Genomic DNA, 25,461 nt, shown 5'->3' with positions numbered 1-25,461 from the left:
ACGCTCATTCGTGAGGCGTCAGCCAGGTGTCGACGACCCGCCGATCCAGTTCTTCCCAATAAGCCATGCCCAGCACCCGCGTAGTGTTCAACCCACGCAGATAGCCGCGCAACTGATTGGCGGTATCGCGCTTGAGCCGCGCATCGGTGATGGCCTTGTCCAGCAACACGTTTTCGTACTGCACCAGGTATTCCGCCACCCGCTCGCGAAAGTCGGGCAAAACCGCGTCGCGGATCAGGTCAAAGGTTCTCAAATCGGCTTCCTCACTGTTGTTTTAGTCATTGGGGATGAGTGTGTACCTGTCTTTATCGTGCGCAACTATCGCTAGAAGTAATAGTGACCATCACGAAACGCAAGTTCAGCTTTGCAGGCAATAGGCGGAAAATTGCCTTCATTGAAAACGCAGCTCAAGGAAATTGCGCGATGAAGACCCTGACCCGACTGGTGCTGACCGCTCTGCTGATGAGCGGCATGGTAGCCACGGCACCGTCTTACGCCGGCGACGTCTGTGCGTGTCGTCTTCAGCCCATCGCCGGCAGCAGCGCGACTTTGCAGCATTCACAGACCGTGGGTGTGTTGTACAGCGAAAACACCCGGGAAAACCTGCAATACCTGACGCGATACCACGACATGGCGCTGCACGGTGCCAAGGATGCCCTGGATTCGCGAATCCGCGCCGCCTTCGTCAGCAGCTCCGACCCGGAACTGGCGATCGACTGGTTGCTCAGCTCGCTGCAACGCCAGTTCATGTCGGTGACTGTTTACGACAACCTCGATGCGCTGATTCTGGCGCATCCGGACATCGTGGTGAAACTGGACACCTTCAACCGCCTGCTGACCCAGCAGAACAGTCTGTACGAGGCGCATTTCATCGCGCGTTTCTACGATGCCGACCTGCAGTACATCGGCAAGGCTGAAGGCTCGGTGGAGAAACAGATCCCGGCGGTCTGGGTCCACGACAAAGCGGCGCATGAGATTGCCGCGCAGATCGAGCAACAACGTGACCTGCAACTCAATGCCTTGAAGCAGTTCGATGTATCGCTCAAGGCGCTAGTGGCGTCCAGCTGAACATTCAAAACCAAAAGGGCAGCGGCGGCACCGTGACGCTGAACCGCTGCCAGTTGAACCGAACCTTTATTTTCAGGATTACCCCGATGCGTGCTTTGTTTGCCCCGACCCTGGCCGTTGCCTCCTTGCTGCTCGCCGGTTGCGCCTCCGCACCGAACGACCCGACGCTTACCTTGCAGACCCGCAAGACTCCAGCGCAATACGCCGATTGCGTGGTGCCGAAGCTGCAGGGCAGTGCGCTGAACCCGACCGTCTCGCAGACCCAGCGCAGCTATCGGATCGTGGTGCCAAGCAAGGTGTCGGCCGACAACGTGCTGGAAGCCTACAAGGCCGGCAACGGCGGCAAGGTGTTCATCTACGAGCGTCACTTGCTGGCCTCGAATTTCCTGCCTTCCAGTTTTGAACGCGCCGCCCAGGACTGCATCTGACCCGGCTGCACAAACCGTTTTAACCTAGCTCCTTTGGTTGGCCGCAACCAACCAATACTTTGCCCCGCACCTCATTCGGTTGCGGGGCTTTTTTTGCCTGACATTTGCTGCTGTGGTGACGTCGGCAATCGAACGCTTGCCATCGCGATCAACGGCCAGGATCTGGGCAACAATCAGGCGCATTTGCGCTGGTTCATCCTCGACGACGGCTGCCGCGGCAGTGGCGTCGGACGGCAACTGCTGAGCGCGGCAGTGGAGTTTTGCGATCAGCAGGGTTTTGACGCGATAAGTGGGGCAGCGTGGTGACGGAACAGCAGTTCACCCGTGCAGCCGCCTCACGTTGAAGGTTGATTCAGCGTCATCACGCAGGCGCTTAACATGTCCGCCAGCCACTCAGGCTTCCTGCGCCTTGGCTCTGGCAATCGAAAGCGCCTTCGGCAGGCTGGCGCCATTCTTCGCGGCCAGGATCTCGGCCATCACGCTGACGGCGATTTCCGCCGGTGTCTTGCTGCCAATGTAGATGCCGATTGGCCCGTGCAGCCGTTCGAGTGATGCCTGGGTCTCACCAAAATGCTCGATCAGACGTTCGCGGCGCAGTTGACTGTTGCGCCGCGAACCGATGGCGCCGATGTAAAACGCCGGGCTGTGCAGGGCTTCGAGCAGTGCCAGATCGTCGAGTCGCGGATCATGACTCAAGGCGACGATGCAGGTGCGCAGATCGACCGCGAAGTCGCGCACCACGTCATCGGGCATGCCGATGATCCGCTCCACACCGTTCACCGCCCAGGTGTCGATGTATTCGGCACGTGGGTCGCACACCGCGACCTTGAAGCCGTTGAACAGCGCCATGGTCGCCAGATACTCGGCCAGCGCGCCGGCACCGATCATCAGCAGCCGATACCCCGGCCCGAGGGTATTGAGCATTTGTTGGCCGTCGAAACTGAATTGCTCCGGGGTGGCCGTGGCCTGCAGTGTGACGCGACCGTTATCCAGTGCCAGGCAGCGGCGCACCAGTTGCCCGGCATCCAGTTGCACCAGCAGTTCGTCCAGCACCTGCCACGACGGGTTGAACTCGAGAATCAGCTCAAGCGTGCCGCCACAGGGCAAACCGAAACGATGCGCCTCGTCGGCGCTGACGCCGTAGCGCACCACCTCGGGCGCACTGTCCTTGAGGCCGCTGCCGCCATGCGCGGTGGTGTAGCGATCGATCAGGTCGTCCTCAATGCAGCCGCCGGACACGCTGCCGACCACACGCCCGTCGTTACGCAAGGCCATCATCGAGCCTGTCGGGCGCGGCGAAGAGCCCCATGTGCGCGCCACCGTGGCGAGCAACACTCGCTCGCCGGCGGCGAGCCAGTCCCGCGCGGTGCGCAGGACCAGCAAGTCGATGCTTTCCATCAAACGTTCCTCTAACGCATTTGCAGGATGATCGGGCTGCTGCTGGCCGGATCCGTACGTTCACGCAGCTTGTTGACGGCCTGCGCTTCAACGGCACTGCCCTGATTGCCCCAGGTGCTGCGCATGAAGGTCAGCACTTCGGCGATCTCTTGATCCGACAACTGCTCGCGGAAGGCTGGCATGCGATAGGCGTCCGGTACTCCGGCGGCCACCACCCGTTGCGAACCGTTGAGGGTGATGTTGATCGCCGAGGCGCTTTCCTTGGCCAGTGCCGAAGTGGCGCCGGCCAGCGGCGGCATCCATTCGGATTGGCCCTTGCCGTCCAAACCGTGGCACGAAGCACAGCGCGTGACGTAGGTATGAGCACCGGGCGCGTCCAGACGTTCCGTCGCCGAAACCGCCTGGTACTGCCATGGCTGGCCGTCGCGCTGACGGTCCCCGGGCAATGACTTGAGATAGCGTGCGATCGCGGTCAGATCGTCATCGCTCATGAACTGCGTGGAGTTGTTGAACGCCTCGGTCATCGAGCCGTAAACCACTGCGTGTTTGTTGCGCCCGGTCTTGAGGAACTGCACGATCTCCGGCTCGCTCCAGCGGCCCAGGCCGGTGTTGTGATCATCACGCAGGCTCGGCGCGTACCAGCCATCGAGCAAGGCGCCAGCGAGGTACGGCGTGGCGGATTCATCCAGAGCCTTCTCGTTGAACGCCAGACCGCGCGGCGTATGGCAACTGCCGCAGTGCCCGGCGCCTTGAACGAGATAAGCGCCGCGATTCCACACGGCATCCTGCGACGGTTTGGCCACGTAAGGTTCGGTATCGACGAAGACACCGTTCCACAACGCAATCGGCCAGCGCAGGTTCAACGGGAAAGGAATCGCACTCGGGATATTCGCCTGCTTGACCGGTGCCACGCCTTTCATGAAGAACGCGTACAGCGCCCGCACATCGTCGTCACTGAGCTTGGCGTAGGACGGGTAGGGCATCGCCGGGTACAGACGACGGCTGTCGGGCGCTACGCCGTGGCGCACCGCACGGTCGAAGTCCGCCAGGCTGTAGCGACCGATGCCGGCTTCCGGCTCCGGGGTGATGTTGGTCGCGTGGATCGCGCCAAGTGGCGTGGCCATTTCCAGGCCGCCAGCGAACGGCGCACCGCCCGGCACGCTGTGGCATGCCACGCAATCGCTGAGTCGGGCGACGTATTCGCCACGAGCCACCAGCGCCGGGTCGATATCGGCCACGGCGGTTTGGTCGTTTTCAAGGTGCGAGAGAGGCTCGCGGGTGACATACCAGGCCAGCAGGCCTGCCGCGACCAGGCACGGCACTGCCAGCCAGCCTGCGGTTCTTGCGAATCGGCTGTTATTCATGGACGCTCCGGCGCTGATCAACTGAAGGTGTGGCGGCTCATGGGCAGGCTGCGCACCCGTTGGCCGGTCAGCGTTGCCACCGCATTGGCGACGGCGGGCGCGACAGCGGGCAACGGTGGTTCGCCGATGCCGCCCATTTTTTCCCCGCTCTCGACAACACGCACGTGGACCCGGGCCATCCGCGCAGGCGGCAGGATCGGATACAAGTCGTAGTTGCGCGCGCGCGGTTTGCCATCAATCCACACGGCTTCCTCCACCAGGGTCTGCGACAGTCCCAGCGCGACCGCGCCATTGACCTGCGCTTCGACAATCGCCGGATTGACGATGCTGCCGGGGTCGATCGCCTGCCAGATGTCGTGCACCTTGACCTGACCGTGCTCGATGGAAACCTCGGCGATCACCGCCGTCTGGGTCCCGAACGGCGACGCCATCGCCACGCCTCGCGCACGTTTGCTGCCGTCCGCCGCGGTGAACGGCCCACGCTTCCAGCCCCCCGACAGCTCGCCCACGGCTTGCAGCAGCGTGGTCAGTCGTTGGTTGTCGCGCAGCAGATGCAGGCGCAGTTCGAACGGGTCCTTGCCGCCCTTGTCGGCCAGTTCGTCAAGGAACGATTCGTAGAAGAAGTCGTTGAGCGAGTTGCCCACCGAACGCCAGTAACCCAGCATCGCCGGGCCTTTGGCGTAGATCTGCGCGATGCGCTTGTTGGGGATCGCATAGGACTTGCCCGACAAGCCTTCAAGCGCCGTCGGGTCGAGTTTTTCACCCTGTTTGCCGGCCAGCGCCTCGGTCGGGCCTTCGGTGGCGCTGATCGCTTCGATTGCCAGCGGCCAGCCGTCGTTGTCCAGCGCGGCACGGAAATTCACCGCTGCCACCGGACGCAGCACGTCGCGCAGGAACTCTTCCTCGCGGCTCCAGATCAGTTTGACCGGGCGGCCAACCGCTTTCGATAACTCGATTGCCTGCGGGTAGGGACTGGCGGCGTCGTAGAGGAAATGCCGACCGAAGAAGCCCCCCAGCAATGGCGAATGCAAGGTGATGCGCGACGGATCCAGCCCGGTGCGTTTGGCGATGTCGGCACGGAACATGTCCGGCGCCTGATTCGGCAGCCAGACTTCCAGCGAACCGTCGGGATTGAATTGGGCCAGCGCCGATGGCGGCTCCAACTGGCCGTGGTTCAGGTACTGGTTGTGGTAAGTGGCGTCAATCCGCGTCTTGGCGCTGGCCAGAACTGCAGCCACGTCGCCCTCATTTTCATCATCCCTGGCCGGGCCTTTGTCGTCAGCCAGGCGCTTAAGCCAGGCGTCACTGGAAAAATCCGCGGGCATCGAGCGTACCTGGCTGTCGGCCGTGGGTTCCTGCCAGTCGACCTGAATCGCTTCCACTGCACGTTTGGCGTGCCACCAGCGCTCGGCCACCACCGCCACGGCCCCCGGCAGGCGATGCACGGAATGCACGCCTTTCATTGCCTTGACCTGCTCTTCGTTGCGCAAATTGCCCACGGTCATCCCCAGACGCGGTGCATGTTGAACGGCGGCGTGCAGCATGTCGTCGACCTTCAGGTCGATGCTGTAGAGCGCCTTGCCCGTGGACTTGTCGTAGGCATCGACGCGCTTCACCGGTTTGCCGATCCAGCGGAACTGGCTCGGATCACGCAACTGCACCGAGGCCGGATCGGGAACCGGCAGATCCATGGCGTGCTCGGCCAGTTCGCCGTAGGCCACCGAACGCCCGGACTTGGCGTGCACGACTTTGCCGGGTTCGGTGCTCAGTTCGCTGACCGGCACCCCAAGTTTCTGCGCACCGGCCTGCAGCAGCATGGCGCGGGCGAGGGCGCCGAGGCGGCGCATCACCGGGTAACTCATGCGCACCGACATGCTGCCGCCGGTGATGCGCATACCGTTTTCCATCACCACATAGGCTTCGCCGGGCGGTGCGGCTTCGACCAGGAACGTCGACGGGTCGGCATCCAGTTCTTCACCGACGATCTGCGCCATCGCGGTGAACGTACCTTGCCCGCCTTCCATGAACGGGCAAAGCAGGCGCACGCGGTTGTCCGGGCGAATTTCCAGAAACGCCGGCACCTGCGTGCCGCGCTCGGCAGTCGCGGCCGCCACTGCCGCTTGCACGCGAGTCGTGCCCAGTGGCAGGCCGAAACCGAGCACCAGTGCGCCGACGGCGGTGCCGGTCAGAAAACGTCTGCGCGACACATTGATCGGTTCATGCAGAGCCAGTGCTGATGCTTCCTGAGCAGGATCGATACGCACGTTCATCAGGCATCTCCCTTGCCGGCCAGCTCATGCACAGCGGCATGAATGGCGTTGTACGTGCCGCAGCGGCACAGGTTGACCATCGCCGCCTCAATCTGCGCGTCACTTGGCTTGGGGTTTTGCTTGAGCAGCGCCGTGGCCGCCATCACCTGCCCGGACTGGCAGTAGCCACACTGGGCGACCTGCAGATCAACCCAGGTCGAGACCACGCGTTTGCCCACGTCATCGGCCTCGATCGCCTCAATGGTGGTGACCTCGCGGCCGACCACTCCGGCCACCGGTGTGACGCATGAGCGCACCACGTTGCCGTCCACCAGCACGGAACAGGCGCCGCACTGCGCCAATCCACAGCCGTACTTGGTGCCGGTCATGCCCAGATCATCGCGGATCACCCACAGCAGGGGCGTATCGGCGTCGGCATCGACCTGATAGGTTTTCTGGTTGATTCGTAGTTCCATGGTTCACCCGCTCGATCATCGGTTGACGTGCATTTTTATAAGCGGTGAAACGCTGCGTGGCGCCTCACCGGTAAAGCGTGTTCTTTGCTCAACTGGCCGCGTTGCCCAGCGTTTCTGCGGCGAAGGGTTCGCCACGCAGCAACGCGATGTCCCGACTGGGTGCGGTGCCGTACAGGCGTGCGTATTCGCGGCTGAACTGCGAGGGACTTTCATAACCGACCGCAAACGCCGCTCGCGAAACGTCCAGACGCTCCATCAACATCAGCCGGCGCGCCTCGTTCAGTCGCAGCCACTTCTGGTACTGCAGCGGACTCATGCCGGTGAGCTGGCGGAAGTGATGGTGAAAGGTCGGCGCGCTCATTTGCACCCGCGCCGCCAGTTCATCGATGCGCAGCGCCTCGGTGTAGTTGACCTTGAGCCAGTCGATGGCTTTGGCGATGCGATAACCTTGGCCATCGACGGCCGTGATCTGCCGCAGCCGCGCGCCTTGATCGGTATGGAGCAGCCGATAGTGGATTTCCCGCAGCACCAGCGGCGCCAACACCGGGATCGCTTCAGGCTCGTCAAGCAATGCCAGCAGGCGCTCAAGCGCACCTTCCAGAGCGGAAGACATGTTGCCAATACCAGCGCCGGTGTTCGTCGACGGCTGCCGTTTCGCAGGCAAGCCACCTTTGCTGAGGATCTCGGCAAGCATGCCGACATCCAGTTTCAGCACCAGCCCGACGCAGGGTTGCTCGGGGCTGGCAAGCATCACTTCGGAATTGGCGGGCAGATCCAGCGAGGTGACCAGAAACCGTGAAGGGTCGTAGCTGTAACCCTCACCGCCGACCCACAAGCGCTTTTCCCCACGGCCCACCAGAATCAGGCTCGGCTCGATCATGCACACGGTCGGTGGCGCCGGCTGATCGCGACGAAACAGCGACAGGCCGGCTATCGACGTGGCGAAGTCGCCCGCTACGCTCACGCGCGAGTCAATGTTCAACGCCAAAGGTGATTCGTGGCGCAGCGGGGTAGGGATCATGTCGGGCAACTCCTGTTGAACGAACTCTAATCCGCTGCACAGGCGTTTCCTATACACCACCCTGCAACCTCAGAGGATCAGGCAAGCATTCAAGAGGAATGCACTAGGGCAGAGGCAAATCGACCGGGAGAATGTGTCAAACCATTACGGGATTGACGCGATTCGACGATGCGATCCTGGCACTGTGAAAAACAGTGCGTCCGGGCAATCGCCCGGACGCCTCTCGCAATACAGGTAGTTTCAATGACTTCTCTTTCTACAGAACAACGCGGCTGGAGCGCGGTGCTGGCCATGTCGTTGGCCGCTTTCGCTTTAGTCGCTTCAGAATTCATGCCGGTCAGCCTGCTGACGCCGATTGCCGCCGAACTGCACATCACCGAGGGGCAGGCCGGGCAGGGGATCTCCGTGTCCGGAGCATTCGCCCTGGTGACCAGTCTGGTGATTGCAGCGGTCGCTGCTCGCATCGAGCGCAAGAAGCTGTTGCTGGGTCTGACCTTGCTGATGATCGTCTCGGGTACGGTGGTCGCGTTCGCGCCGGGCTATCCGTCGTTCATGTTCGGGCGGGCCTTGATCGGCATCGCCATTGGCGGTTTCTGGTCGTTGTCGGCGGCAACCGCGATGCGTCTGGTGCAGCCTGACCAAGTGTCCCGGGCACTGGCGATCGTCAACGGCGGCAACGCGCTGGCGACGGTAATCGCCGCTCCGGCGGGGAGTTTCCTCGGCGCGTTGATAGGCTGGCGCGGCGCGTTCTTCTGCGTGGTTCCGGTCGCCGTGCTGGCGGCCGTGTGGCTGCTGATCAGTCTGCCGTCCTTCAAGCTTGAGCGTCAGGCCGGTAGCGGCAACGCCCTGCGGCTGATGAAGCAATGGCCGGTCGCCTTGGGGATGGTCGCTGTCAGCGTCTTTTTCATGGGGCAGTTCATGCTGTTTACCTACCTGCGGCCCTTTCTGGAGGGGGTCACCGGGGTCAGCGTTGCAACCCTGTCCTTGATGCTGCTGGGGCTGGGGCTTGCCGGTTTCATCGGGACCTTTGTGATCGAAAGATTCCTCGGCACTGGCCTGTACCGCACGCTGACAGTTATCCCGCTGATGATGGCGGTCATCGCACTGGCGCTGGTCAACTTCGGCGCATCGCCGCTGCTGACTGCGGTGCTGCTGGGCCTGTGGGGGCTGGTCGCCACGGCGGCTCCCGTGGGCTGGTGGACATGGCTGGCGCAGACGCTTCCAGAGGATGCCGAAGCTGGCGGAGGCTTGCTCGTGGCCATCGTGCAGCTGGCAATCGCCGCAGGGGCCATCGTCGGTGGCCTGGCGTTTGATCTGAGCGGTTATAAAGCCACCTTCGAGCTGAGCGCGGCGGTGTTGGTGATTGCGTCGGTGCTCGCCTGGTGCGCCGGTCGCAGTGCGACTGAAGTTCATCTGGTCGAGTCGAACGCGGCCGGTTGACGGGGAAACGTTGTCATTTGAGCGTAACGACGACCTTGCCCTTGGCACGCCCCTGCTCGACGTACTTCAACGCCTCTGCCGTCGAGGCAAACGAGAAGCTGCGGTCAATCACCGGTCTGATGATTGCCTCCTCGACCAGCGTGGCGATTTTTTGCAGTTGTGCACCATTGGCCCGCATGAAGACGAACGTGTAGCTGACCGCCTGCTTGCGCGCCTTGCGCCGGATACCGAGGCTCAGCAGGCGCATGACCTGTTGCAATGGCCAGGACAAGCCTTGTTCTTGGGCGAACTGTGCAGTGGGTGGTCCCGAGATGGAAATGAGCTGGCCGCCGGGCTTCAGGACCTTGAGTGATTTTTGCAATACGTCCGCGCCGAGGCTGTTCAACACCACATCGTAGTCGTGCAGGACGTTTTCGAAGTCTTGCTGTTTGTAGTCGATGACCAGATCGGCCCCCAGTGCCTTGACCCATTCGACGTTCGCGGTGCTGGTGGTCGTGGCGACGAAGGCGCCGAGGTGTCTGGCCAGTTGGATAGCAATGCTGCCAACACCACCGGAGCCTGCGTGAATCAGTACTTTCTGACCCTTTTTCAGTTGTGCGGTTTCGATCAGTACTTGCCACGCCGTCAACGCGACCAAAGGCAGGGACGCGGCTTGTGCCATGCTGGTATTGGCAGGTTTTCGTGCGACCGCGTTTTCGTCCACGGCGATCCATTCGGCGAACGTTCCGATCCGCGTTTCCGGCGGGCGAGCGTAAACCTCGTCTCCCGGTTTGAACCGCGTCACCTGTGAGCCAACCTCAACCACCACACCCGCCAGATCATTGCCCAGTATCAGCGGTAATGCATAGGGCAGAATCAGCTTGAACTCGCCACTGCTGATCTTCGAATCCAGCACATTGACGCTGCTGGCGTGTACCTCGATCAAGACATCACGGGCACCCACCACAGGGGCAGACGCTTCGCCAATGCGCCCGGTGTTCTTTCCATAGCGATCAATCAGAAATGCTTTCATCGTAGTGCGGCTCTTGGCGGTTGTAAGGAGGGTAGCTGGCGCGTTGCGGTGTTGCTGCGCCGTGTCGTCAGGCGTCGAGGAATGCCTGCGCCTTGGCGACAAAATCAACGCAGTGCTGGAAAATCCCGCCGTGCCCGGCATCCTCATAAATCACCAGTTGTGCGTTGGGAATACGCTTGGCCAGCGCCATCGAGTTGACGCTGGGCACCATGATGTCGCTGTCGCCGTTAACGATAAGCGTGGGTATGCGCAAGCGTCCGAGGTCTTGCGGCGGCTGTTGGCCCCACGCGGTGATCGCTTTCAACTGGCGCAGAAAAGCGCTCGGTGTCGGGCCTTTGTCGCGATTGTTTTTGCGTGCTTTCAGGCGTTGCAGATACTGCGACGCAGATCGACGGCCATTGGCTGTCGAGGTGAAGAACAGGTAGACCTTGGGATCGCGCAAGGTCAGCAAGCCTTTGAGGATCAATGGCCAGGTGACCGAACCGACTCTGTCGATGCCGTCGCCACCGGCCGGACCGGTACCGGTCAGAATCAAGCGACGCACCCGATCAGGCGCCTTCAGGGCAATGTCCTGAGCAACGAAGCCGCCCAGCGAGAATCCCAGTACATCAACGGTTTCCAAGCCCAGCGCGCGAATCAGTTGAATGGCATCGTCTGCCATTTCACCGACAGTCAGTGGCGCGGTTCCACCAGAGCCGCCAATACCGCGATAGTCAGTGGTAATGACCCGTCGGGTTTGTGCCAGTCCATCAATGATCGCGGGATCGAAGTTGTCCAGCACGGCGCCCCAATGGTTGAACAGCACCAGAGGCACGCCGATCGCGGGGCCGATGTCGCGGTAAGCGAAGCGAACGCCGTTGACCGTGATCGACTGGTTCGCCGCGTTGCTGAATGGCGTCGACGCGCCAGTGTGGTTATTTGCCAGGGTTTGATTCATTTCTGCTCCGGATCGCGGGCCGGATTCGATGCAGTGACTTGCGCCTGCATCGAATCCGCCGCGCGTGCTCGCTACCAGACAATCACTGTGGGTTCAGGTAGCGCTGGGCAACCGCAGACTGACGGATTTGCCCGATCAGGCCCTGACGTGCGCCTTGCAGATCATCCCAGCGTTGCGCTTCGTGCAGCGGCGGGATGGTCACCGGTTCGCGACGATCGAAACCGACCAGTGCGGCGTCCACCAGATCGCCGACTTCCATGATGTCGTTCAAGGTGTTGATGTCGATGCCGGAGCGATCCCAGATTTCCGTACGGGTGGCGGCGGGGAGTACGGCTTGCACGTAGACGCCCTGAGGTGACAGTTCCAGGCTCAGTCCCTGGGACAGGAACAGGACGAAGGCCTTGGTCGCACCGTAGACGGTCATGCCGAACTCCGGCGCCAGGCCCACCACCGAACCGACGTTGATGATCGCGCCGTCACCAGCCTTGATCAGACGTGGAGCGATGGCGCTGGCCAGGCGCACCAGCGCGGTGGTGTTGAGGGCAACGAGTTGCGCAACGCTGTCGGTGCTTTGGTCGATGAAGTTACCGGAGAGGGCAGCGCCGGCGTTATTGACGAGGATGCCGATACGGGCGTCGTCGCGCAGGCGGTTTTCAACGGTGCTCAGATCAGCGAGTTGGGTCAGGTCCGCCGGGATCACATCGACGGTGACGTCGTGTTCGCTGCGCAAGCGGGCTGCAAGTGTGTCCAGGCGTGCCTGGTCGCGGGCAACCAGAACCAGATCATGGCCGCGGCGCGCGAAGCGCTCGGCGTAGACCGCGCCAATGCCGGTGGAGGCGCCAGTGATCAGAACAGTAGGGCGGGTGCTCATGGGGGATCTCTCTTTCAGGGTGTGAGAAACGGAACGCGCTCAGCTGGCGCTGACGCTCGATTCAGCCAGCGTCGGGTAGTCGATGTAGCCTGCCGCACCGCCGCCGTAGAGGGTGGCGGGATCGAACGCGGACAAGGGCGCGCCCTGCTTGAGGCGCTCCACCAGATCCGGATTGCCAATGAACGGGCGACCGAAGGCGATCAGGTCGGCCTGGTTTTCGGCGAGCTGCGAAGTCGCCAGCTCCAGGTCATAGCCGTTGTTGGCGATGTAGGTGTTTTTGAACCGCTGGCGCAGTGCGCCGAAATCGAAGGGCGCCACGTCGCGCGGGCCACCGGTCGCGCCTTCGACCACGTGCAGATAAACCACACCGAGGGCATCGAGTTGCTCGGCGACGTAATCGAATTGCGCCTGCGGATCGCTGCTCGAGACGCCGTTGGCCGGCGACACCGGAGACAGGCGCACACCGGTGCGATTCGCGCCGATTTCATCAACCACGGCCGCCGTCACTTCAAGCAACAGACGCGCCCGGTTTTCAATCGAGCCGCCATACGCATCGGTACGCAGATTGGCGCTGTCCCTGAGGAATTGATCGAGCAAATAGCCGTTCGCACCATGAATTTCCACGCCATCGAACCCGGCGGTAATCGCGTTTGCCGCAGCCTGGCGAAAATCGGAAACGATCCCTGGCAGTTCGCTGGTCTCCAGCGCGCGCGGCGCCGAGACATCTTCAAAGCGATTGTTGACGAAGACTTTGGTGGCGGCGCGCAGCGCAGAAGGGGCCACGGGGGCGGCGCCGTTTTCTTGCAGATCAACGTGCGACACGCGGCCGACATGCCACAGTTGCAGGAAGATTTTTCCGCCCTTGGCATGGACTGCATCGGTCACCTGGCGCCAGCCGTCGATCTGCGCCGGCGTGTAGATTCCCGGGGTGTCCTGATAGCCCTGACCTTGTCGGGAAATCTGCGTGGCTTCACTGATCAGCAAGCCTGCGCTGGCGCGTTGGCTGTAATAGGTGGCCGCGAACTCGCTGGGTACAAAGCCTGCGCCTGCACGGTTGCGAGTCAGCGGTGCGAGGACCACGCGGTTCGACAGCGTCAGGTCGCCAAGTGTGTAAGGGGTGAACAGAGTCTGGTTGCTCATCTGGTATTTCTTCCGTGCCCGTTGGAGAAGTCGCTGTGTCTGCAATTAGGATGATGATCGAAATCTAAACTGTCAACGGTTTTGATTATGACCAGCATCTATGTATGATTGGCGCAAGCATTCCCAATGAATACGAGGTACTGCACGTGCGAGTGACCAAGGCCCAGGCGCAGGCCAATCGAGAACACATCGTCGAGACCGCTTCCGAGCTGTTCCGTGAGCGTGGCTTTGACGGCGTCGGTGTGGCGGATCTCATGGCGGCTGCCGGTTTCACCCATGGTGGTTTTTACAAACATTTCGGCTCCAAGGCCGACCTGATGGCTGAAGCCGCGTCCTGCAGTCTCGCCAAGTCGCTGGCAGGTGCCGAAGCGCTCGACGTGCCTGGCTTCATCGATGTCTATTTGACAAGAGAACATCGCGACGGACGTGGCAGCGGTTGCACCATGGCCGCGCTGTGTGGCGACGCGGCGCGTCAATCGGATGAGGTGAAAGCGACGTTTGCCGAAGGGATCGAGCGCACCCTGCAGACCCTGGGAGACAAATACCCGACCGGGCCGGACGCCGTGGCGGGCGAGGGCAGAAAGAAAATGATCGACCTGCTGTCGCGGGCTGTCGGCGCGATTGTGCTGTCGCGCGCCTGTCCGGATGATTCCGCGCTGGCCGACGAGATTCTAGAGGTGTGCCGCGCGGAGATGCTGGCTTCGTTGCCGGTTGACGAAGAGGCGGTCTGAGGCGGCGCTCGCTTATCGTTTCGTTCAGCATCCGGTTGCGCTACGTACCAGCGCCTATGAGCAGATGGACCTGAAGCGCAGCCTCAGCGGCAACGCAAAGGTCAGGAGTACCGTTTCAGACGCTCACGCCAGTTGCCACCGTGAGTACGCTGGCATTCCTCCTCGGAGTCGAAACGCACGTTGCGCTCTGAAGGGGGCAGGTCGATATCGGCCTCTCTCAGTGCAGTGGCCGTCAGTTCGAAGAGGCGTGCCTTGGCGTCAGTCAGGGCGAGGTTTTTTTCGGCTTCGGTGTCGAACACCCAGATGACGTTCAGGGTCGCCGCCAACGCGTTCAGGTCAGCGGTGTGGGTGAGCCAGGTGAAGCCGTTGATTTCGCTTTTTGCGGTTTCACATGCGTCGGTGAGCGTGGCAATCAAGCGCCGCTCGATCCGCGCCAGTTCACGTTTTCCAGGGGGCATTGCAGATCCTTTGGCGACAGTGGTGGTGTGGAGACGGGTTTATCCGGTGGGTCTTGGCGAAGCAGGGCATTTGCGCGTCGCGCACTCGTGTTGCTGTGGGAGCGGGCTTGCTCGCGAAAGCGCCGGGTCAGTCAACACTGACGTCGCAGGCCTGGCGCATTCGCGAGCAAGCCCGCTCCCACAATGATTGGTGGTAACTGCGAAAGCCCCTGTCCAGCACAAATCCCACTGTAATTTCTGGGGCTCACAAATCCTCATGTCCAACCCGAACCCTCTGTGGGAGCGAGCTTGCTCGCGAAAGCGGTAGGTCTGTTATGTCAGTGTTGACTGACTTGGCGCCTTCGCGAGCAAGCCCGCTCCCACAAAGGTTGCTGTGATCCGGGATGCCCTGTCCAGCACAGATCCCACAAAGGTTGCTGGTAATTGCGGAAGCCCATGCCCAACACAAATCTTTGTGGGATCGTGACGTCAATCCAGATCGCTGGCCTGATGCCGTTCCGCAACCTGGCTCGCCTCGTCACCCCAGGTGCGATTGACGCGCTGGCCACGAATCACCGCAGGGCGTTGGGCGATGTTTTCGGCCCAGCGCTGCACGTGGGTGTATTCGTGGGCCGCTAGAAATTCGGCGGCCGAATACACGTTGTTGCGCACCAGTTGGCCGTACCACGGCCAGACCGCGATGTCGGCAATGGTATAGCTGTCGCCGGCCAGGTAGCGGCTTTCCTTGAGGCGTCGGTCGAGCACGTCGAGCTGACGCTTGGCTTCCATGGTGAAGCGGTTGATCGGGTATTCGAGCTTCTCCGGCGCATACGCGTAGAAGTGCCCAAAGCCGCCGCCCAGATAAGGCGCGGCGCCCATCTGCCAGAACAGCCAGTTCAGGGTTTCCGTGCGGCCGGCGGGATCTTGCGGCAGGAAGGCGCCGAATTTCTCCGCCAGATACAGCAGGATCGAGCCGGACTCGAATACCCGAATCGGCGGCTGTGCGCTGCGGTCGAGCAGTGCCGGAATCTTCGAGTTCGGATTGATCTCGACAAAACCGCTGGAGAACTGGTCGCCCTCGTTGATGCGGATCAGCCACGCGTCGTACTCGGCCTCGGAGTGGCCCAGCGCGAGCAATTCTTCCAGAAGGATGGTCACCTTGACGCCATTGGGTGTCGCCAGTGAATACAGCTGCAGCGGGTGTTTGCCCACGGGCAGGGTCTTTTCATGCGTCGGCCCGGCAATCGGGCGGTTGATGCTGGCGAACTGGCCGCCGGACGGGGCTTCGTGTTTCCAGACGGCGGGTGGAACGTAGGGCGCTTTACTCATGAAATGGGCCTCATGGTGAACTTGCCGAGAATGATCTTACGGGTATCAGACACGACAGCATAAACGCTCTAGCTCAAGACTGCGCAACCCCCGGAATGATCAAACACGCCGCCAGAGCCATCAGTGCGATCCCGATGACCTTGTCGACGATCCGCTGTTTTTCCAGCAGGCGCCGGCGTAACCGTTCAGTGGAGAAAAACAGCGCGACCAGGCTGAACCACAGCCAATGAATGACCGACATGAACAGGCCATAGGCGAAGTTCAACGTCAGCGAACTGCCTGGCTCGACCACCTGGCTGTACGCCGCCACCACGAACAACATGGTTTTCGGATTCAGTGCATTGGTCAGAAAACCCGAGCAGAACACCTTCCAGGCACGGGGTGCAGAAGCGCTCGCATCGGCAAATGTCAGCACCGATTTATTGGTAAAGGATTTGATGCCCAGATAGACCAGGTAGCCGGCGCCCAGCAGCTTCATCATCCAAAATAGCAGCGGCGATTGGGTGATGATCAGCGCCACCCCGAACACCGTGTAGAACACATGAACCTGCACGCCACAGGCGATGCCCAGCGCAGCCAGCAAACCACTGCGCCGCCCGTATGCATAGCTGTTGCGAGTGACCATGGCAAAGTCCGGGCCGGGACTGATCACCGCCAGAAGGGTGATGGCGATCATCAAAAACAATTCACTCATCCATACGCTCCATCGCGTTATTTGCGCTACTTGAATTCACAGATACAGCGCCTGCAGCATCGCCGCCAACAGCGTGGATGGAAGTAACAGGCCCTGAGTGGTGACATGATGGAGAAGTGTCTTTGGCAAAAAAAACGATTTATAGTCGCGAAAATCTGTGAGAAATCATCGCCTATATGAACCTGCCTCCGCTGGCTGCCTTTCGCTTCTTCAACACCGCCGCCAAGACCCAGAGTTTCGTCAAGGCCGCTGAGTTGCTGCACGTCACCCACGGCGCGGTCAGCCGCCAGGTGCGCTTGCTGGAGGAGGCGATCGGCGTCGAATTGTTCGAGCGGCGCAACCGCGCGATCTTTCTCAACCACGCGGGACGCATGCTGTTCAATGTCACCGCGCCGATGTTCGAGCAGTTGCAGAGCACGGTTTATCGCCTGCAACGTGAAGTCCACGATGACGTGCTGGTGGTGTCCTGCGAGCCGACCATCGCCATGAAGTGGTTGATCCCGCGTTTGCCCGACTTCCACAGCGCGCATCCACAGTTGCAGGTGCAATTGCTGACGGCCGGAGGGCCGATCGACTTCGCTCGTTCAGGCGTGGATCTGGCGATCCGCCGCGACGATTTCCATTGGGACGAGACCGTGCACGGCGTGACTATTTGCGAGGAGTGGATCGGCCCGGTTTGCGTGCCGTCCAGTCGTCCTGACGGCGATCATTTGCGCGGCGCCTGCCTGCTGCACAGCAAGACGCGCCCGCAGGCGTGGGATAACTGGATGCGACTGGCCGGGATGAACGCGCCGGGTGTCAGTCGGGTCGATTACGAGCATTTCTACCTGTGCATTCAGGCCGCGTTGGCCGGGCTGGGCGTCGGTATGGCGTCGTTTCTGATGGTGCAGGACGAACTCAAGTCCGGACAATTGATCGCGCCGTTCGGCTTTGTGCGAGACGGTTCGAGTTATTGCCTGCTGTCACCGCGACCCTTCGAACAAAGCACCAACGCCATGCTTTTTCGTGAGTGGATTGCCCAGCAGATGAGCGCTTCCAGCCAATGGCTCGGGGGTGATCTGCAGCCTTGAAAGTGCAAGAGCTGCTGTGGATCAACCAGCTTGCACGGGCCAGCGCCTATTCAAGTGCTCCGTCAAATAATCCATGAAGGCTCTGACCTTCGGCGTCATCGCTGCACGTTCCTGCACGCACGCATAAATGTCCATCGGTTCGACATACCCGTGGGTTTCACCCTGAAGATCTTCGAACAGTTGCACCAGTTGACCGCCCTCGAGATAGGGGGCAGCGACGAATTCGGCCAGGCGCGTAACGCCTGCGCCGTTGACTGCCATTTGCGCCAGCGCGTCGATGTCGTCGCTGATGGCGGTGGCGTTGATCGGGGCGTCGTAATGCTGGCCGTCACGGACGAAACCCCAGCGCAGAAAACGCCCATCCAACGGGTAGCGGAATGCCAGGCAGGCGTGGTGTTGCAAGTCCTGCGGTGATTGCGGCACGCCGGCGCGCGCAAGGTAGGCGGGGGCGGCGCAGAAGATGAAGGGCAGGGAAACGATCCGGCGTGCAACGATACCGTCCTCCAGTTGTGGTTTGATCCGCAGACTCAGATCAATGCCGTTCTGGATGTGATTGATTTTGCCGTTGGTGGTCGACAGCTCGACCAGCAGGCGCGGATGCAGTGCGGCAAAACTGGCGAGTAACGGCGCCAATACGTGGCGGCCGAATGCGCTGGTGGAGGCGATGCTCAAGCGGCCTTGCAGTTCGCCTTCGTCGCCGATGATCGCGCTTTGCGCCGACTCCAGATCGGCGGCGATACGTCTGACCTTCTCGTAATACAGCGCGCCATTTTCGGTGAGGGCCATGCGGCGGGTGGTTCGCTGCAGCAGGCGCACACCGAGGTGCGTTTCGAGGCGATTGAGGGTCTGGCTGACCGCTGCCGCACTGACGCCCAGAGCCTTGGCGGCGCCGACAATCGAGCCGGCCTCGACCACTTTGATAAAACTGGCAATCGCCGCCAACAGATTCATCCGTGTCCCGCCGCGTGGTTTGATTCGTAAGCTGTGCTTTATAAAGTACCTGTGGCGGGCCGTCTAGTTGAGGGCAGGGGGCTTTGCTAAGGTGCCGGCTCCCTGTCAATGGATGGAAAAGCCATATGAATCAAAGAACCACTACCGAAGCCTTGTATCCACCGCGTCGAAAGTTGTCGTCACGGGCGACGCCCTATGTGTTTGCGTTGTACATGGCGACGATCATGGCGTTCCTGATGTCGCTGGTGATCACCGCCGCCAACTCCGGGATTGATAACGACTACCTGAGTAATGCGCTGCACGCCTATAAGCTGGCGATGCCGGTGGCGTTTTTGTGCATCCTCGTGGTGCGGCCGATCGTGATCAAACTGGTGGCGATGACGGTGCATCCGCATCGCTGATGATCGCCGTGTAGGAGCTGCCGCAGGCTGCGATCTTTTGATCTGCAAAAACAACATCAAAAGATCGCAGCCTTCGGCAGCTCCAACAGGGAGCGGTTTGGCAATTGCCGTCGGGTAAAAACAATCGAAACTTCGCGGGCGACCCGACTGTCCAGACCCTTGTGCCTGCCCGGCGGATATCTCCCCGGGCAGGCTTCATGCACCGGTGACAGGCGAGGAACGAGATGACGACGACAGTGGGAGATTTTCTGGTTGAGCGGCTCAGCCAATGGGGCGTCACGCGGATTTTTGGTTATCCGGGAGACGGCATCAACGGCGTGTTCGGTGCGCTCGCCCGAGCCAATGGCAAGATCGAATTCGTTCAGGCGCGACACGAAGAAATGGCCGCGTTCATGGCGTCGGCCCACGCCAAGTTCACGGGCGAGTTGGGCGTGTGCATTGCCACTTCGGGACCGGGGGCTTCGCACCTGATCACTGGGTTATACGACGCCCGCATGGATCACCAACCGGTGCTGGCGATTGTCGGCCAGCAGGCGCGGACGGCGCTCGGCAGTCATTACCAGCAGGAGCTGGACCTGGTGTCGCTGTTCAAGGATGTCGCCGGGGCGTTTGTGCAGCAGGCGTCGGCGCCGTCGCAGGTTCGGCATTTGCTCGACCGCGCCGTGCGTACGGCGGTTGGCGAGCGGCGGGTGACGGCGATCATCCTGCCCAATGATTTGCAGGATCTTGAGTATGAGCCACCGGCGCGGGCGCATGGCACCGCGCATTCCGGCGTCGGTTACACCAAGCCGAAAGTGCTGCCCTACGAGGCCGATCTGCAGCGCGCCGCTGATGTGCTGAACAGCGGTGAAAAAGTCGCGATTCTGGTGGGCGCCGGCGCACTGCAGGCAACGGATGAAGTGATTGCAGTTGCGGAAAAGCTCGGTGCTGGCGTCGCCAAGGCGTTACTCGGCAAGGCTGCGTTGCCGGACGATTTGCCGTGGGTCACCGGCAGCATCGGCCTGCTGGGCACCGAACCGAGCTACAAGATGATGCACGAGTGCGACACCTTGCTGATGATCGGCTCGGGTTTCCCCTATGCCGAGTTCCTGCCCAAGGAAGGTCAGGCGCGTGGCGTGCAGATCGACCTGCAGCCCGACATGCTGAGCCTGCGGTATCCGATGGAGGTCAATCTGGTCGGCGACTCCGCCGAAACCCTCGCTGCACTGCTGCCGTTGCTCGAACCGAAAACTTCGCACAAGTGGCGCAAGAAAATCGAAGGCTGGCGCAGCACTTGGGAAAAGACCCTGGAAAAACGCGCGATGTCCAAAGCCGATCCGATCAATCCACAGCGGGTGGTGTATGAGCTGTCACCGCGCCTGCCGGAGCAGGCGATCATCACCAGTGACTCGGGTTCCTGCGCCAACTGGTTCGCCCGTGACCTGAAAATTCGCCGGGGCATGCAGTGTTCACTTTCCGGTGGCCTGGCCTCGATGGGCGCTGCCGTGCCGTATGCGATTGCCGCCAAGTTCGCCCATCCGGAGCGCGCGGTGATTGCGCTGGTGGGTGACGGCGCGATGCAGATGAACAACATGGCCGAGCTGATCACCGTCGCCAAATACTGGCGCCAGTGGGACAGCCCGAAGTGGATCTGCGCGGTGTTCAACAACGAGGATCTGAATCAGGTCACTTGGGAGCAACGAGTGATGGAGGGCGATCCGAAGTTCGAAGCCTCGCAAAGCATTCCCGATGTGCCGTATCACCTGTTCGCCATTTCCATCGGCCTGAAAGGGATTTTCGTCGACCGCGAAGAGGACGTCGCCGCCGCCTGGGAGCAGGCATTGGCCTCGGACGTGCCGGTGCTGATCGAGTTCAAGACCGACCCCAACGTGCCGCCGTTGCCGCCACACATCAAACTCGAACAGGCGAAGAAATTTGCCACGACCTTGCTCAAGGGCGACCCCGACGAAGCGGGCGCGATCGTGCAAGCCGCCAAGCAGGTGCTGGCCAGCGTCCTGCCCGGCAAAAAATAACCCCTGAAGGAGCTTCGTCGTGCCCCCAATCTGTGAACGCCGCAGAACCCTGTGGGAGCGAGCTTGCTCGCGAAAGCGTTGTGTCAGGCGCAGCGATTGTGGATGTGCCGACGCCTTCGCTGGCAAGCCAGCTCCCACAGGTCCTTTATCGTGCTCCAAATCTGTGAGCGCCGCAGAACCCTGTGGGAGCGAGCTTGCTCGCGAAAGCGCTGTGTCAGGCGCAGCGATTGTAGATGTGCCGACGCCTTCGCTGGCAAGCCAGCTCCCACAGGTATTTCGCCATCCCCGAAATCTGTGAACGAAGACCATGGAGATTTTCATGCGTGAAGCGACGAAGGTGTTTTTCTGATGTTCATCGGTTGCGCAGGTTGGAGTCTGGGGCGTGAGTATTGGCCGCAGTTTCCGGCCGAGGGCACGCATCTGCAGCGTTATGCGGCGCGGTTCGACTGTGTGGAAATCAACAGCTCGTTCTATCGCCCGCATCGGCGTCAGACCTATGCGCGCTGGGCGGACTCGGTGCCGCCGGGTTTTCGTTTTTCGGTGAAGGTGCCAAGGCAGATCACGCATGAATTGCGTTTACAGAACTGTGATCAAGCGCTGGACGAGTTCCTCGGACAATGCGAGGGGCTGACTGACCGGTTGGGCTGTCTGCTGGTGCAACTGCCACCGTCGCTGACATTCACACCTGAAATTGTCGAAGCGTTTTTCGTGGCGTTGCGCCAACGCTTTGCCGGTGCCGTGGTGCTTGAGCCACGGCATGAATCGTGGGTGGTGGCGGCGCCGATGTTGCAGGCGTATCGGATTGCTCAGGTCGTGGTCGATCCGTCGCGGATCACTACCGATGGTGCGGCGCAGGGCTGGGCGGGTTTGCGCTATTGGCGGTTACACGGTTCGCCACGCATCTACCACAGCGCCTACGATGAGCGTTATCTGCACGCGCTGGCAGAGCAAATGAAAGTCGCGGCAGCAGAGGGGGCCGCAGTCTGGTGCATCTTCGACAACACTGCCAGTGGTGCCGCGCTGGGTAACGCGTTGGCACTGGCAGCGTTGATGGCAGATTGAGGCAGGCGGACAACCACTCGCAGAAGGTTGTCGCGCCGACGAACATCAGCGGTTCAGGAAACCCAACAGGTCTTCGTTCAGCGCTTGGGCGTGTGTCACGGCAAAACCGTGCGGTGCTCCGGCGTAGACCTTCAACTCGGCGCCTTTGATCAGTGCCGCCGCCTGCTTGCCGGTGGTTTCGAATGGCACGATCTGATCGCCGTCACCGTGGATCACCAGGGTCGGCACATCGATCTTCGCCATGTCTGGGCGGAAGTCGGTTTCGGAGAATGCAGTGACGCAATCCACGGTGCCCTTGAGCGAGGCCAGCAACGCGACGTTGAGGGTCTGGGTCAGCACGCCATCGGAGACGTTCTGGCCCTGATTGGTGCCGTAGAACGGAGCGGCAAAATCCGCGATGAACTGCGCACGATCCTTGAGCAGACCGGCCTTGATCCCGTCGAACACCGAGGTGTCGACGCCCTGCGGGTAATCGGCCTTCTTGCCGAACAGTGGCGTCACCGCACCGAGCAGTACCAGCCCAGCAACGCGCTCGCTGCCATGGCGGGCGATGTAGCGGCTGACGTCGCCGCCGCCCATGGAGAAGCCGACCAGCGTCACGTCGCGCAGGTCGAGGTGGTTGATCAGTTGCGCGATGTCATCGGCGAAGGTGTCGTAGTCGTAGCCGGTCCATGGTTGATCGGAACGCCCGAAACCACGGCGGTCGAAGGCAATCGTGCGGTAACGGCGACTGCTCAGGTATTCCATCTGGTATTCCCACATGTCGGCATCCAGCGGCCAGCCATGGCTGAACAGCACGGGTTTGCCGCTGCCCCAATCCTTGAAATAGATCTGTGTGCCGTCATCGGTAGTGAATGTGCTCATGGAAACTCCTTGCTGTGGGCGATCGTTCAGGAAGGCCGGATACCGCAATGGCCGCCAATCACTATCGGCGCAAACCGCTGAAGTCACTTGTACGCAAGTGCTCAATTGCCAAGGCGGGGGTGTGGTTCTTTTCCAGCGTCACAGTTGTAAGATGCAACCACGCCCCGGTCTTGATGGAGAAACACCCTGTGAAGCGCAAAAGCCTGCACGGCAACGCCTGCCCGGTCGCCCGTACGCTGGACCTGATCGGCGACTGGTGGTCGCTGCTGATCATCCGCGATGCGCTGGAGGGCATCCGCCGCTTCAGTGATTTTCAGAAGAATCTGGACATCGCCAAGAACATGCTCAGCGCCCGGCTCAAGGCCTTGGTGGAGCAGGGGATCCTGCAAACTGTGCCGGCCGCCGATGGCGGTGCCTACAAGGAATACGTGCTGACCGAGCGCGGCAAGGCCTTGCAGACGGTGATCGTTGCGCTGTCGCAGTGGGGCGGCGAGCACATGTATGCGCCGGGTGAACCGGGTTCGGTGATGGTTGATGCGCAGCAGCGCCAGCCGATCAGGAAGCTGGAATTGCGTTCAGCGGATGGCCGCTTACTGGCACCTCAGGACGTGACGACGAAGTTGGGTGTTGCGCACTGAACCCAGGATTCCCCCCGGAAAACCGCAGCCGCGTCGATTATTCAATCCCCGTTACAAACCCGACAAAAGGTTGAAACGATTGTTTGACGTCAAAATGATGGCCATCTAATATCGCGCCACTATTTTGATGTCATTCCGTATCGAGGGATCGAACATGTACCCACCCGCCCTCGCGGCGAGGTTGTGCGTAGCTTTGCTGTGCCTGTCTCCGCTTCAGATTGCCTTCGCTGCACCCACCCCCGGTGAAACCGACCTGATCCGCGAGCGCCAGAATCGCCTGCTCGAAGAGCAGCAGCGGCGTCTTGAAGAACTCAAGGACTTGCCCGGCAAAGATGCCAAGCCTGCGCAACCGGCAGCGCCCACCGATACCCGCTGTTTCCCGATCAAGGACATCGAGCTCAAGGGCGCCGACAGTCTGTCCGACAGCGACAAGACCCGCCTGCTCAAGCCCTACATCGACCAATGCCTCGGAGTGCCGCAACTCAACGAGTTGCTCAAGGTCATCACCGACCATTACATCGAGAAAGGTCTGGTCACCAGCCGTGCCTACCTGCCGCAGCAGGATCTGTCCGGCGGGCACCTGAAAGTGCTGGTGGTCGAAGGCAAACTCGAAGGCATGAAGGGCGCCGAGAACAGCAAGCTTTCGCAGCGTGAACTGGCGATGGCATTTCCCGGCAAGTCCGGCGAACTGGTCAACCTGCGCGAGATCGAGCAAATGGTCGATCAGCTCAATCGCCTGCCGTCCAATCAGGCAAAGATGGAGCTGGCGCCGGGCAAAAACGTCGGCGGCAGTGAAGTGCTGGTCACCAACACGCCGCAGAAACCATGGCGTGCCGGACTGTCGCGCAGCAACGACGGCCAGCGCAGCACCGGCGAACAGCAGTGGGGCACCACCTTCGATTGGGACAGCCCGCTGGGCCTGGCCGATCAGTTGAGCCTGCGCGGTGGTCACGATGCAATGACCGATCACCAGCACACCTCCAGCAACGCCATGCTCAATTACAACTTGCCGTGGGGCTGGTGGAACTTCAGCTACACTTACAGCCAGAGCGACTACCGCTCGCAGATCGCCGCCAACGGCTACAACTTCAAGCAGACCGGCGACAGCGAAAACCATCAGCTGCGCGCCGAGCGGGTGATCCATCGTGACTCGGTGAGCAAGACCTCGCTCAGCGCCGGGCTGTCCTACCTGCGCACCAACAACTACATCGAAGACAGCAAGCTCAAGCTGAGCAGCAACCGCATCAGCGAAGCGCAGTTCGGCTTCAACCACGGTCGCCGCATCGGCAGCGCCTTCGTCAACTTCGACGCCGGCATGCAGGAAGGCATCGGCGCCTTCGATGCGCAGGGCAGCCACGATCCAGGCCCGGGTGAGCCGGACGCACGCTACCGCAAATACACCGCGACCCTGAGCTACCTGCAACCGTTCAAGGTGTGGGGCGAATCCTTCAGCTTCAGCAGCCTGATGACCGGCCAGCGCAGCGAGGATGTGCTGTTCAGTCCGCAGCGCACCAGCCTTGGCGGGTCAGCGTCGATCCGTGGCTACAAGGATCAATCGCTATCCGGCGACAGCGGCGGCTACTGGCGCAACGATCTGCGCTGGAGCCGACCGGTCACGGCCGAATGGCTGCGCCCGGTGTTCGCTGAATACGGCACCAGCCTCGGTTACGACCAGGGCGTGATTCGCGGCGACCGCTACAACGGCGATCAGCACGGGCGCATGTCGAGCAACTCGCTGGAACTGTTCGCCCGTGGTCAACACGTGGCTGCCAGCGTGACCTTTGCACATTCCCTGGAGCGTCCGGATGTGCTGACCGAGCGTGAAGCGCCGATCTATTTCCGCCTCGACTTTTTCATCTAATTCAAAT

At 61.3% G+C, this 25,461-nt stretch carries 26 protein-coding genes; 11 read left to right on the top strand and 15 right to left on the bottom strand.

The window, feature by feature from the left end; translation table 11 throughout:
- Positions 1–4: 4 nt before the first annotated feature.
- Positions 5–253 (bottom strand): hypothetical protein, encoded by a 249-nt coding sequence (locus tag ACS4NR_RS09955; RefSeq protein ID WP_115984976.1) that lies wholly within the window; start codon positions 251–253, stop codon positions 5–7.
- Positions 254–423: 170 nt separating this feature from the next.
- On the opposite strand from ACS4NR_RS09955, the gene ACS4NR_RS09950 reads away from it, so the two are divergent.
- From ACS4NR_RS09950 to ACS4NR_RS09940, 3 genes are all read left to right on the top strand, one after another.
- Positions 424–1,068, top strand: coding sequence for an ATPase (locus ACS4NR_RS09950; RefSeq protein WP_456019921.1), 645 nt, complete (start codon positions 424–426; stop codon positions 1,066–1,068).
- A gap of 86 nt (positions 1,069–1,154) precedes the next feature.
- Positions 1,155–1,496 carry a YajG family lipoprotein gene (locus ACS4NR_RS09945; protein ID WP_027613013.1) on the top strand — a complete coding sequence of 114 codons (342 nt, stop codon included), beginning with the start codon at positions 1,155–1,157 and terminating at the stop codon, positions 1,494–1,496.
- A gap of 93 nt (positions 1,497–1,589) precedes the next feature.
- On the top strand, positions 1,590–1,802 hold the full coding sequence (locus tag ACS4NR_RS09940) for a GNAT family N-acetyltransferase (protein WP_456019919.1): 213 nt from the start codon (positions 1,590–1,592) through the stop codon (positions 1,800–1,802).
- 87 nt (positions 1,803–1,889) lie between these two features.
- Here the strand turns inward: ACS4NR_RS09940 and ACS4NR_RS09935 are convergent, their stop codons facing one another.
- From ACS4NR_RS09935 to ACS4NR_RS09915, 5 genes are all read right to left on the bottom strand, one after another.
- Entirely contained in the window at positions 1,890–2,894 is a 1,005-nt protein-coding gene (locus ACS4NR_RS09935; protein WP_456019918.1) for an XdhC family protein, read from the bottom strand.
- An 11-nt stretch (positions 2,895–2,905) separates the two neighbouring features.
- Entirely contained in the window at positions 2,906–4,258 is a 1,353-nt protein-coding gene (locus ACS4NR_RS09930; protein WP_456019917.1) for a c-type cytochrome, read from the bottom strand.
- A gap of 17 nt (positions 4,259–4,275) precedes the next feature.
- Positions 4,276–6,528, bottom strand: a complete 2,253-nt coding sequence (locus ACS4NR_RS09925) for a molybdopterin cofactor-binding domain-containing protein (protein WP_456019916.1) — start codon at positions 6,526–6,528, stop codon at positions 4,276–4,278.
- A complete protein-coding gene (locus ACS4NR_RS09920) occupies positions 6,528–6,983 on the bottom strand; it encodes a (2Fe-2S)-binding protein (protein ID WP_027613020.1) in 456 nt (151 codons plus the stop codon). The genes ACS4NR_RS09925 and ACS4NR_RS09920 overlap by 1 nt, the downstream gene beginning before the upstream one ends.
- A gap of 88 nt (positions 6,984–7,071) precedes the next feature.
- Positions 7,072–8,004, bottom strand: a complete 933-nt coding sequence (locus ACS4NR_RS09915) for an AraC family transcriptional regulator N-terminal domain-containing protein (protein ID WP_456019914.1) — start codon at positions 8,002–8,004, stop codon at positions 7,072–7,074.
- Between the two features lie 243 nt (positions 8,005–8,247).
- On the opposite strand from ACS4NR_RS09915, the gene ACS4NR_RS09910 reads away from it, so the two are divergent.
- On the top strand, positions 8,248–9,444 hold the full coding sequence (locus ACS4NR_RS09910; RefSeq protein ID WP_456019912.1) for an MFS transporter: 1,197 nt from the start codon (positions 8,248–8,250) through the stop codon (positions 9,442–9,444).
- A gap of 13 nt (positions 9,445–9,457) precedes the next feature.
- On the opposite strand, the gene ACS4NR_RS09905 is transcribed toward ACS4NR_RS09910, so the two are convergent.
- The 4 genes from ACS4NR_RS09905 to ACS4NR_RS09890 form a co-directional block, all read right to left on the bottom strand.
- A complete protein-coding gene (locus tag ACS4NR_RS09905) occupies positions 9,458–10,456 on the bottom strand; it encodes an NADP-dependent oxidoreductase (RefSeq protein ID WP_456019911.1) in 999 nt (332 codons plus the stop codon).
- A 67-nt stretch (positions 10,457–10,523) separates the two neighbouring features.
- Positions 10,524–11,393 carry an alpha/beta fold hydrolase gene (locus ACS4NR_RS09900; protein WP_456019909.1) on the bottom strand — a complete coding sequence of 290 codons (870 nt, stop codon included), beginning with the start codon at positions 11,391–11,393 and terminating at the stop codon, positions 10,524–10,526.
- A gap of 82 nt (positions 11,394–11,475) precedes the next feature.
- A complete protein-coding gene (locus ACS4NR_RS09895) occupies positions 11,476–12,264 on the bottom strand; it encodes an SDR family NAD(P)-dependent oxidoreductase (RefSeq protein WP_456019908.1) in 789 nt (262 codons plus the stop codon).
- A gap of 39 nt (positions 12,265–12,303) precedes the next feature.
- On the bottom strand, positions 12,304–13,404 hold the full coding sequence (locus ACS4NR_RS09890) for an alkene reductase (RefSeq protein ID WP_456019906.1): 1,101 nt from the start codon (positions 13,402–13,404) through the stop codon (positions 12,304–12,306).
- Between the two features lie 104 nt (positions 13,405–13,508).
- Between ACS4NR_RS09890 and ACS4NR_RS09885 the strand changes: the two genes are divergently transcribed.
- The gene (locus tag ACS4NR_RS09885) at positions 13,509–14,135 is read left to right on the top strand and encodes a TetR/AcrR family transcriptional regulator (protein WP_456019904.1); all 627 of its coding nucleotides are present in this window, start codon (positions 13,509–13,511) and stop codon (positions 14,133–14,135) included.
- Between the two features lie 101 nt (positions 14,136–14,236).
- On the opposite strand, the gene ACS4NR_RS09880 is transcribed toward ACS4NR_RS09885, so the two are convergent.
- The 3 genes from ACS4NR_RS09880 to ACS4NR_RS09870 form a co-directional block, all read right to left on the bottom strand.
- Positions 14,237–14,593: a hypothetical protein gene (locus ACS4NR_RS09880; RefSeq protein ID WP_456019903.1), complete on the bottom strand. Its 357-nt coding sequence runs from the start codon at positions 14,591–14,593 to the stop codon at positions 14,237–14,239.
- A gap of 468 nt (positions 14,594–15,061) precedes the next feature.
- The gene (gene yghU / locus ACS4NR_RS09875; RefSeq protein ID WP_456019901.1) at positions 15,062–15,901 is read right to left on the bottom strand and encodes a glutathione-dependent disulfide-bond oxidoreductase; all 840 of its coding nucleotides are present in this window, start codon (positions 15,899–15,901) and stop codon (positions 15,062–15,064) included.
- A gap of 73 nt (positions 15,902–15,974) precedes the next feature.
- On the bottom strand, positions 15,975–16,595 hold the full coding sequence (locus ACS4NR_RS09870) for a LysE family transporter (RefSeq protein ID WP_204896099.1): 621 nt from the start codon (positions 16,593–16,595) through the stop codon (positions 15,975–15,977).
- Between the two features lie 176 nt (positions 16,596–16,771).
- On the opposite strand from ACS4NR_RS09870, the gene ACS4NR_RS09865 reads away from it, so the two are divergent.
- Positions 16,772–17,665, top strand: a complete 894-nt coding sequence (locus ACS4NR_RS09865) for a LysR substrate-binding domain-containing protein (RefSeq protein WP_456019899.1) — start codon at positions 16,772–16,774, stop codon at positions 17,663–17,665.
- A gap of 21 nt (positions 17,666–17,686) precedes the next feature.
- Here the strand turns inward: ACS4NR_RS09865 and ACS4NR_RS09860 are convergent, their stop codons facing one another.
- Positions 17,687–18,616: a LysR family transcriptional regulator gene (locus ACS4NR_RS09860; protein WP_456019897.1), complete on the bottom strand. Its 930-nt coding sequence runs from the start codon at positions 18,614–18,616 to the stop codon at positions 17,687–17,689.
- A gap of 125 nt (positions 18,617–18,741) precedes the next feature.
- Here ACS4NR_RS09860 and ACS4NR_RS09855 point away from each other — a divergent pair, with 125 nt between their 5' ends.
- The 3 genes from ACS4NR_RS09855 (at position 18,742) to ACS4NR_RS09845 (ending at position 22,091) form a co-directional block, all read left to right on the top strand.
- Positions 18,742–19,017, top strand: coding sequence for a DUF2798 domain-containing protein (locus ACS4NR_RS09855; RefSeq protein WP_115984960.1), 276 nt, complete (start codon positions 18,742–18,744; stop codon positions 19,015–19,017).
- Between the two features lie 224 nt (positions 19,018–19,241).
- Entirely contained in the window at positions 19,242–21,029 is a 1,788-nt protein-coding gene (locus ACS4NR_RS09850; protein ID WP_456019896.1) for a thiamine pyrophosphate-requiring protein, read from the top strand.
- A 348-nt stretch (positions 21,030–21,377) separates the two neighbouring features.
- Positions 21,378–22,091, top strand: coding sequence for a DUF72 domain-containing protein (locus ACS4NR_RS09845; RefSeq protein WP_456019894.1), 714 nt, complete (start codon positions 21,378–21,380; stop codon positions 22,089–22,091).
- 45 nt (positions 22,092–22,136) lie between these two features.
- Here ACS4NR_RS09845 and ACS4NR_RS09840 read toward each other — a convergent pair whose 3' ends face one another.
- Positions 22,137–22,955, bottom strand: a complete 819-nt coding sequence (locus tag ACS4NR_RS09840) for an alpha/beta fold hydrolase (protein ID WP_456019892.1) — start codon at positions 22,953–22,955, stop codon at positions 22,137–22,139.
- Between the two features lie 188 nt (positions 22,956–23,143).
- Here ACS4NR_RS09840 and ACS4NR_RS09835 point away from each other — a divergent pair, with 188 nt between their 5' ends.
- A complete protein-coding gene (locus ACS4NR_RS09835; RefSeq protein WP_456019891.1) occupies positions 23,144–23,593 on the top strand; it encodes a winged helix-turn-helix transcriptional regulator in 450 nt (149 codons plus the stop codon).
- Positions 23,594–23,747: 154 nt separating this feature from the next.
- Positions 23,748–25,454, top strand: coding sequence for a ShlB/FhaC/HecB family hemolysin secretion/activation protein (locus tag ACS4NR_RS09830; protein WP_456019889.1), 1,707 nt, complete (start codon positions 23,748–23,750; stop codon positions 25,452–25,454).
- Positions 25,455–25,461: the final 7 nt, after the last annotated feature.

This window comes from Pseudomonas sp. JQ36 (assembly GCF_053851495.1).
This window is presented reverse-complemented; position numbering and strand designations above follow the sequence as displayed.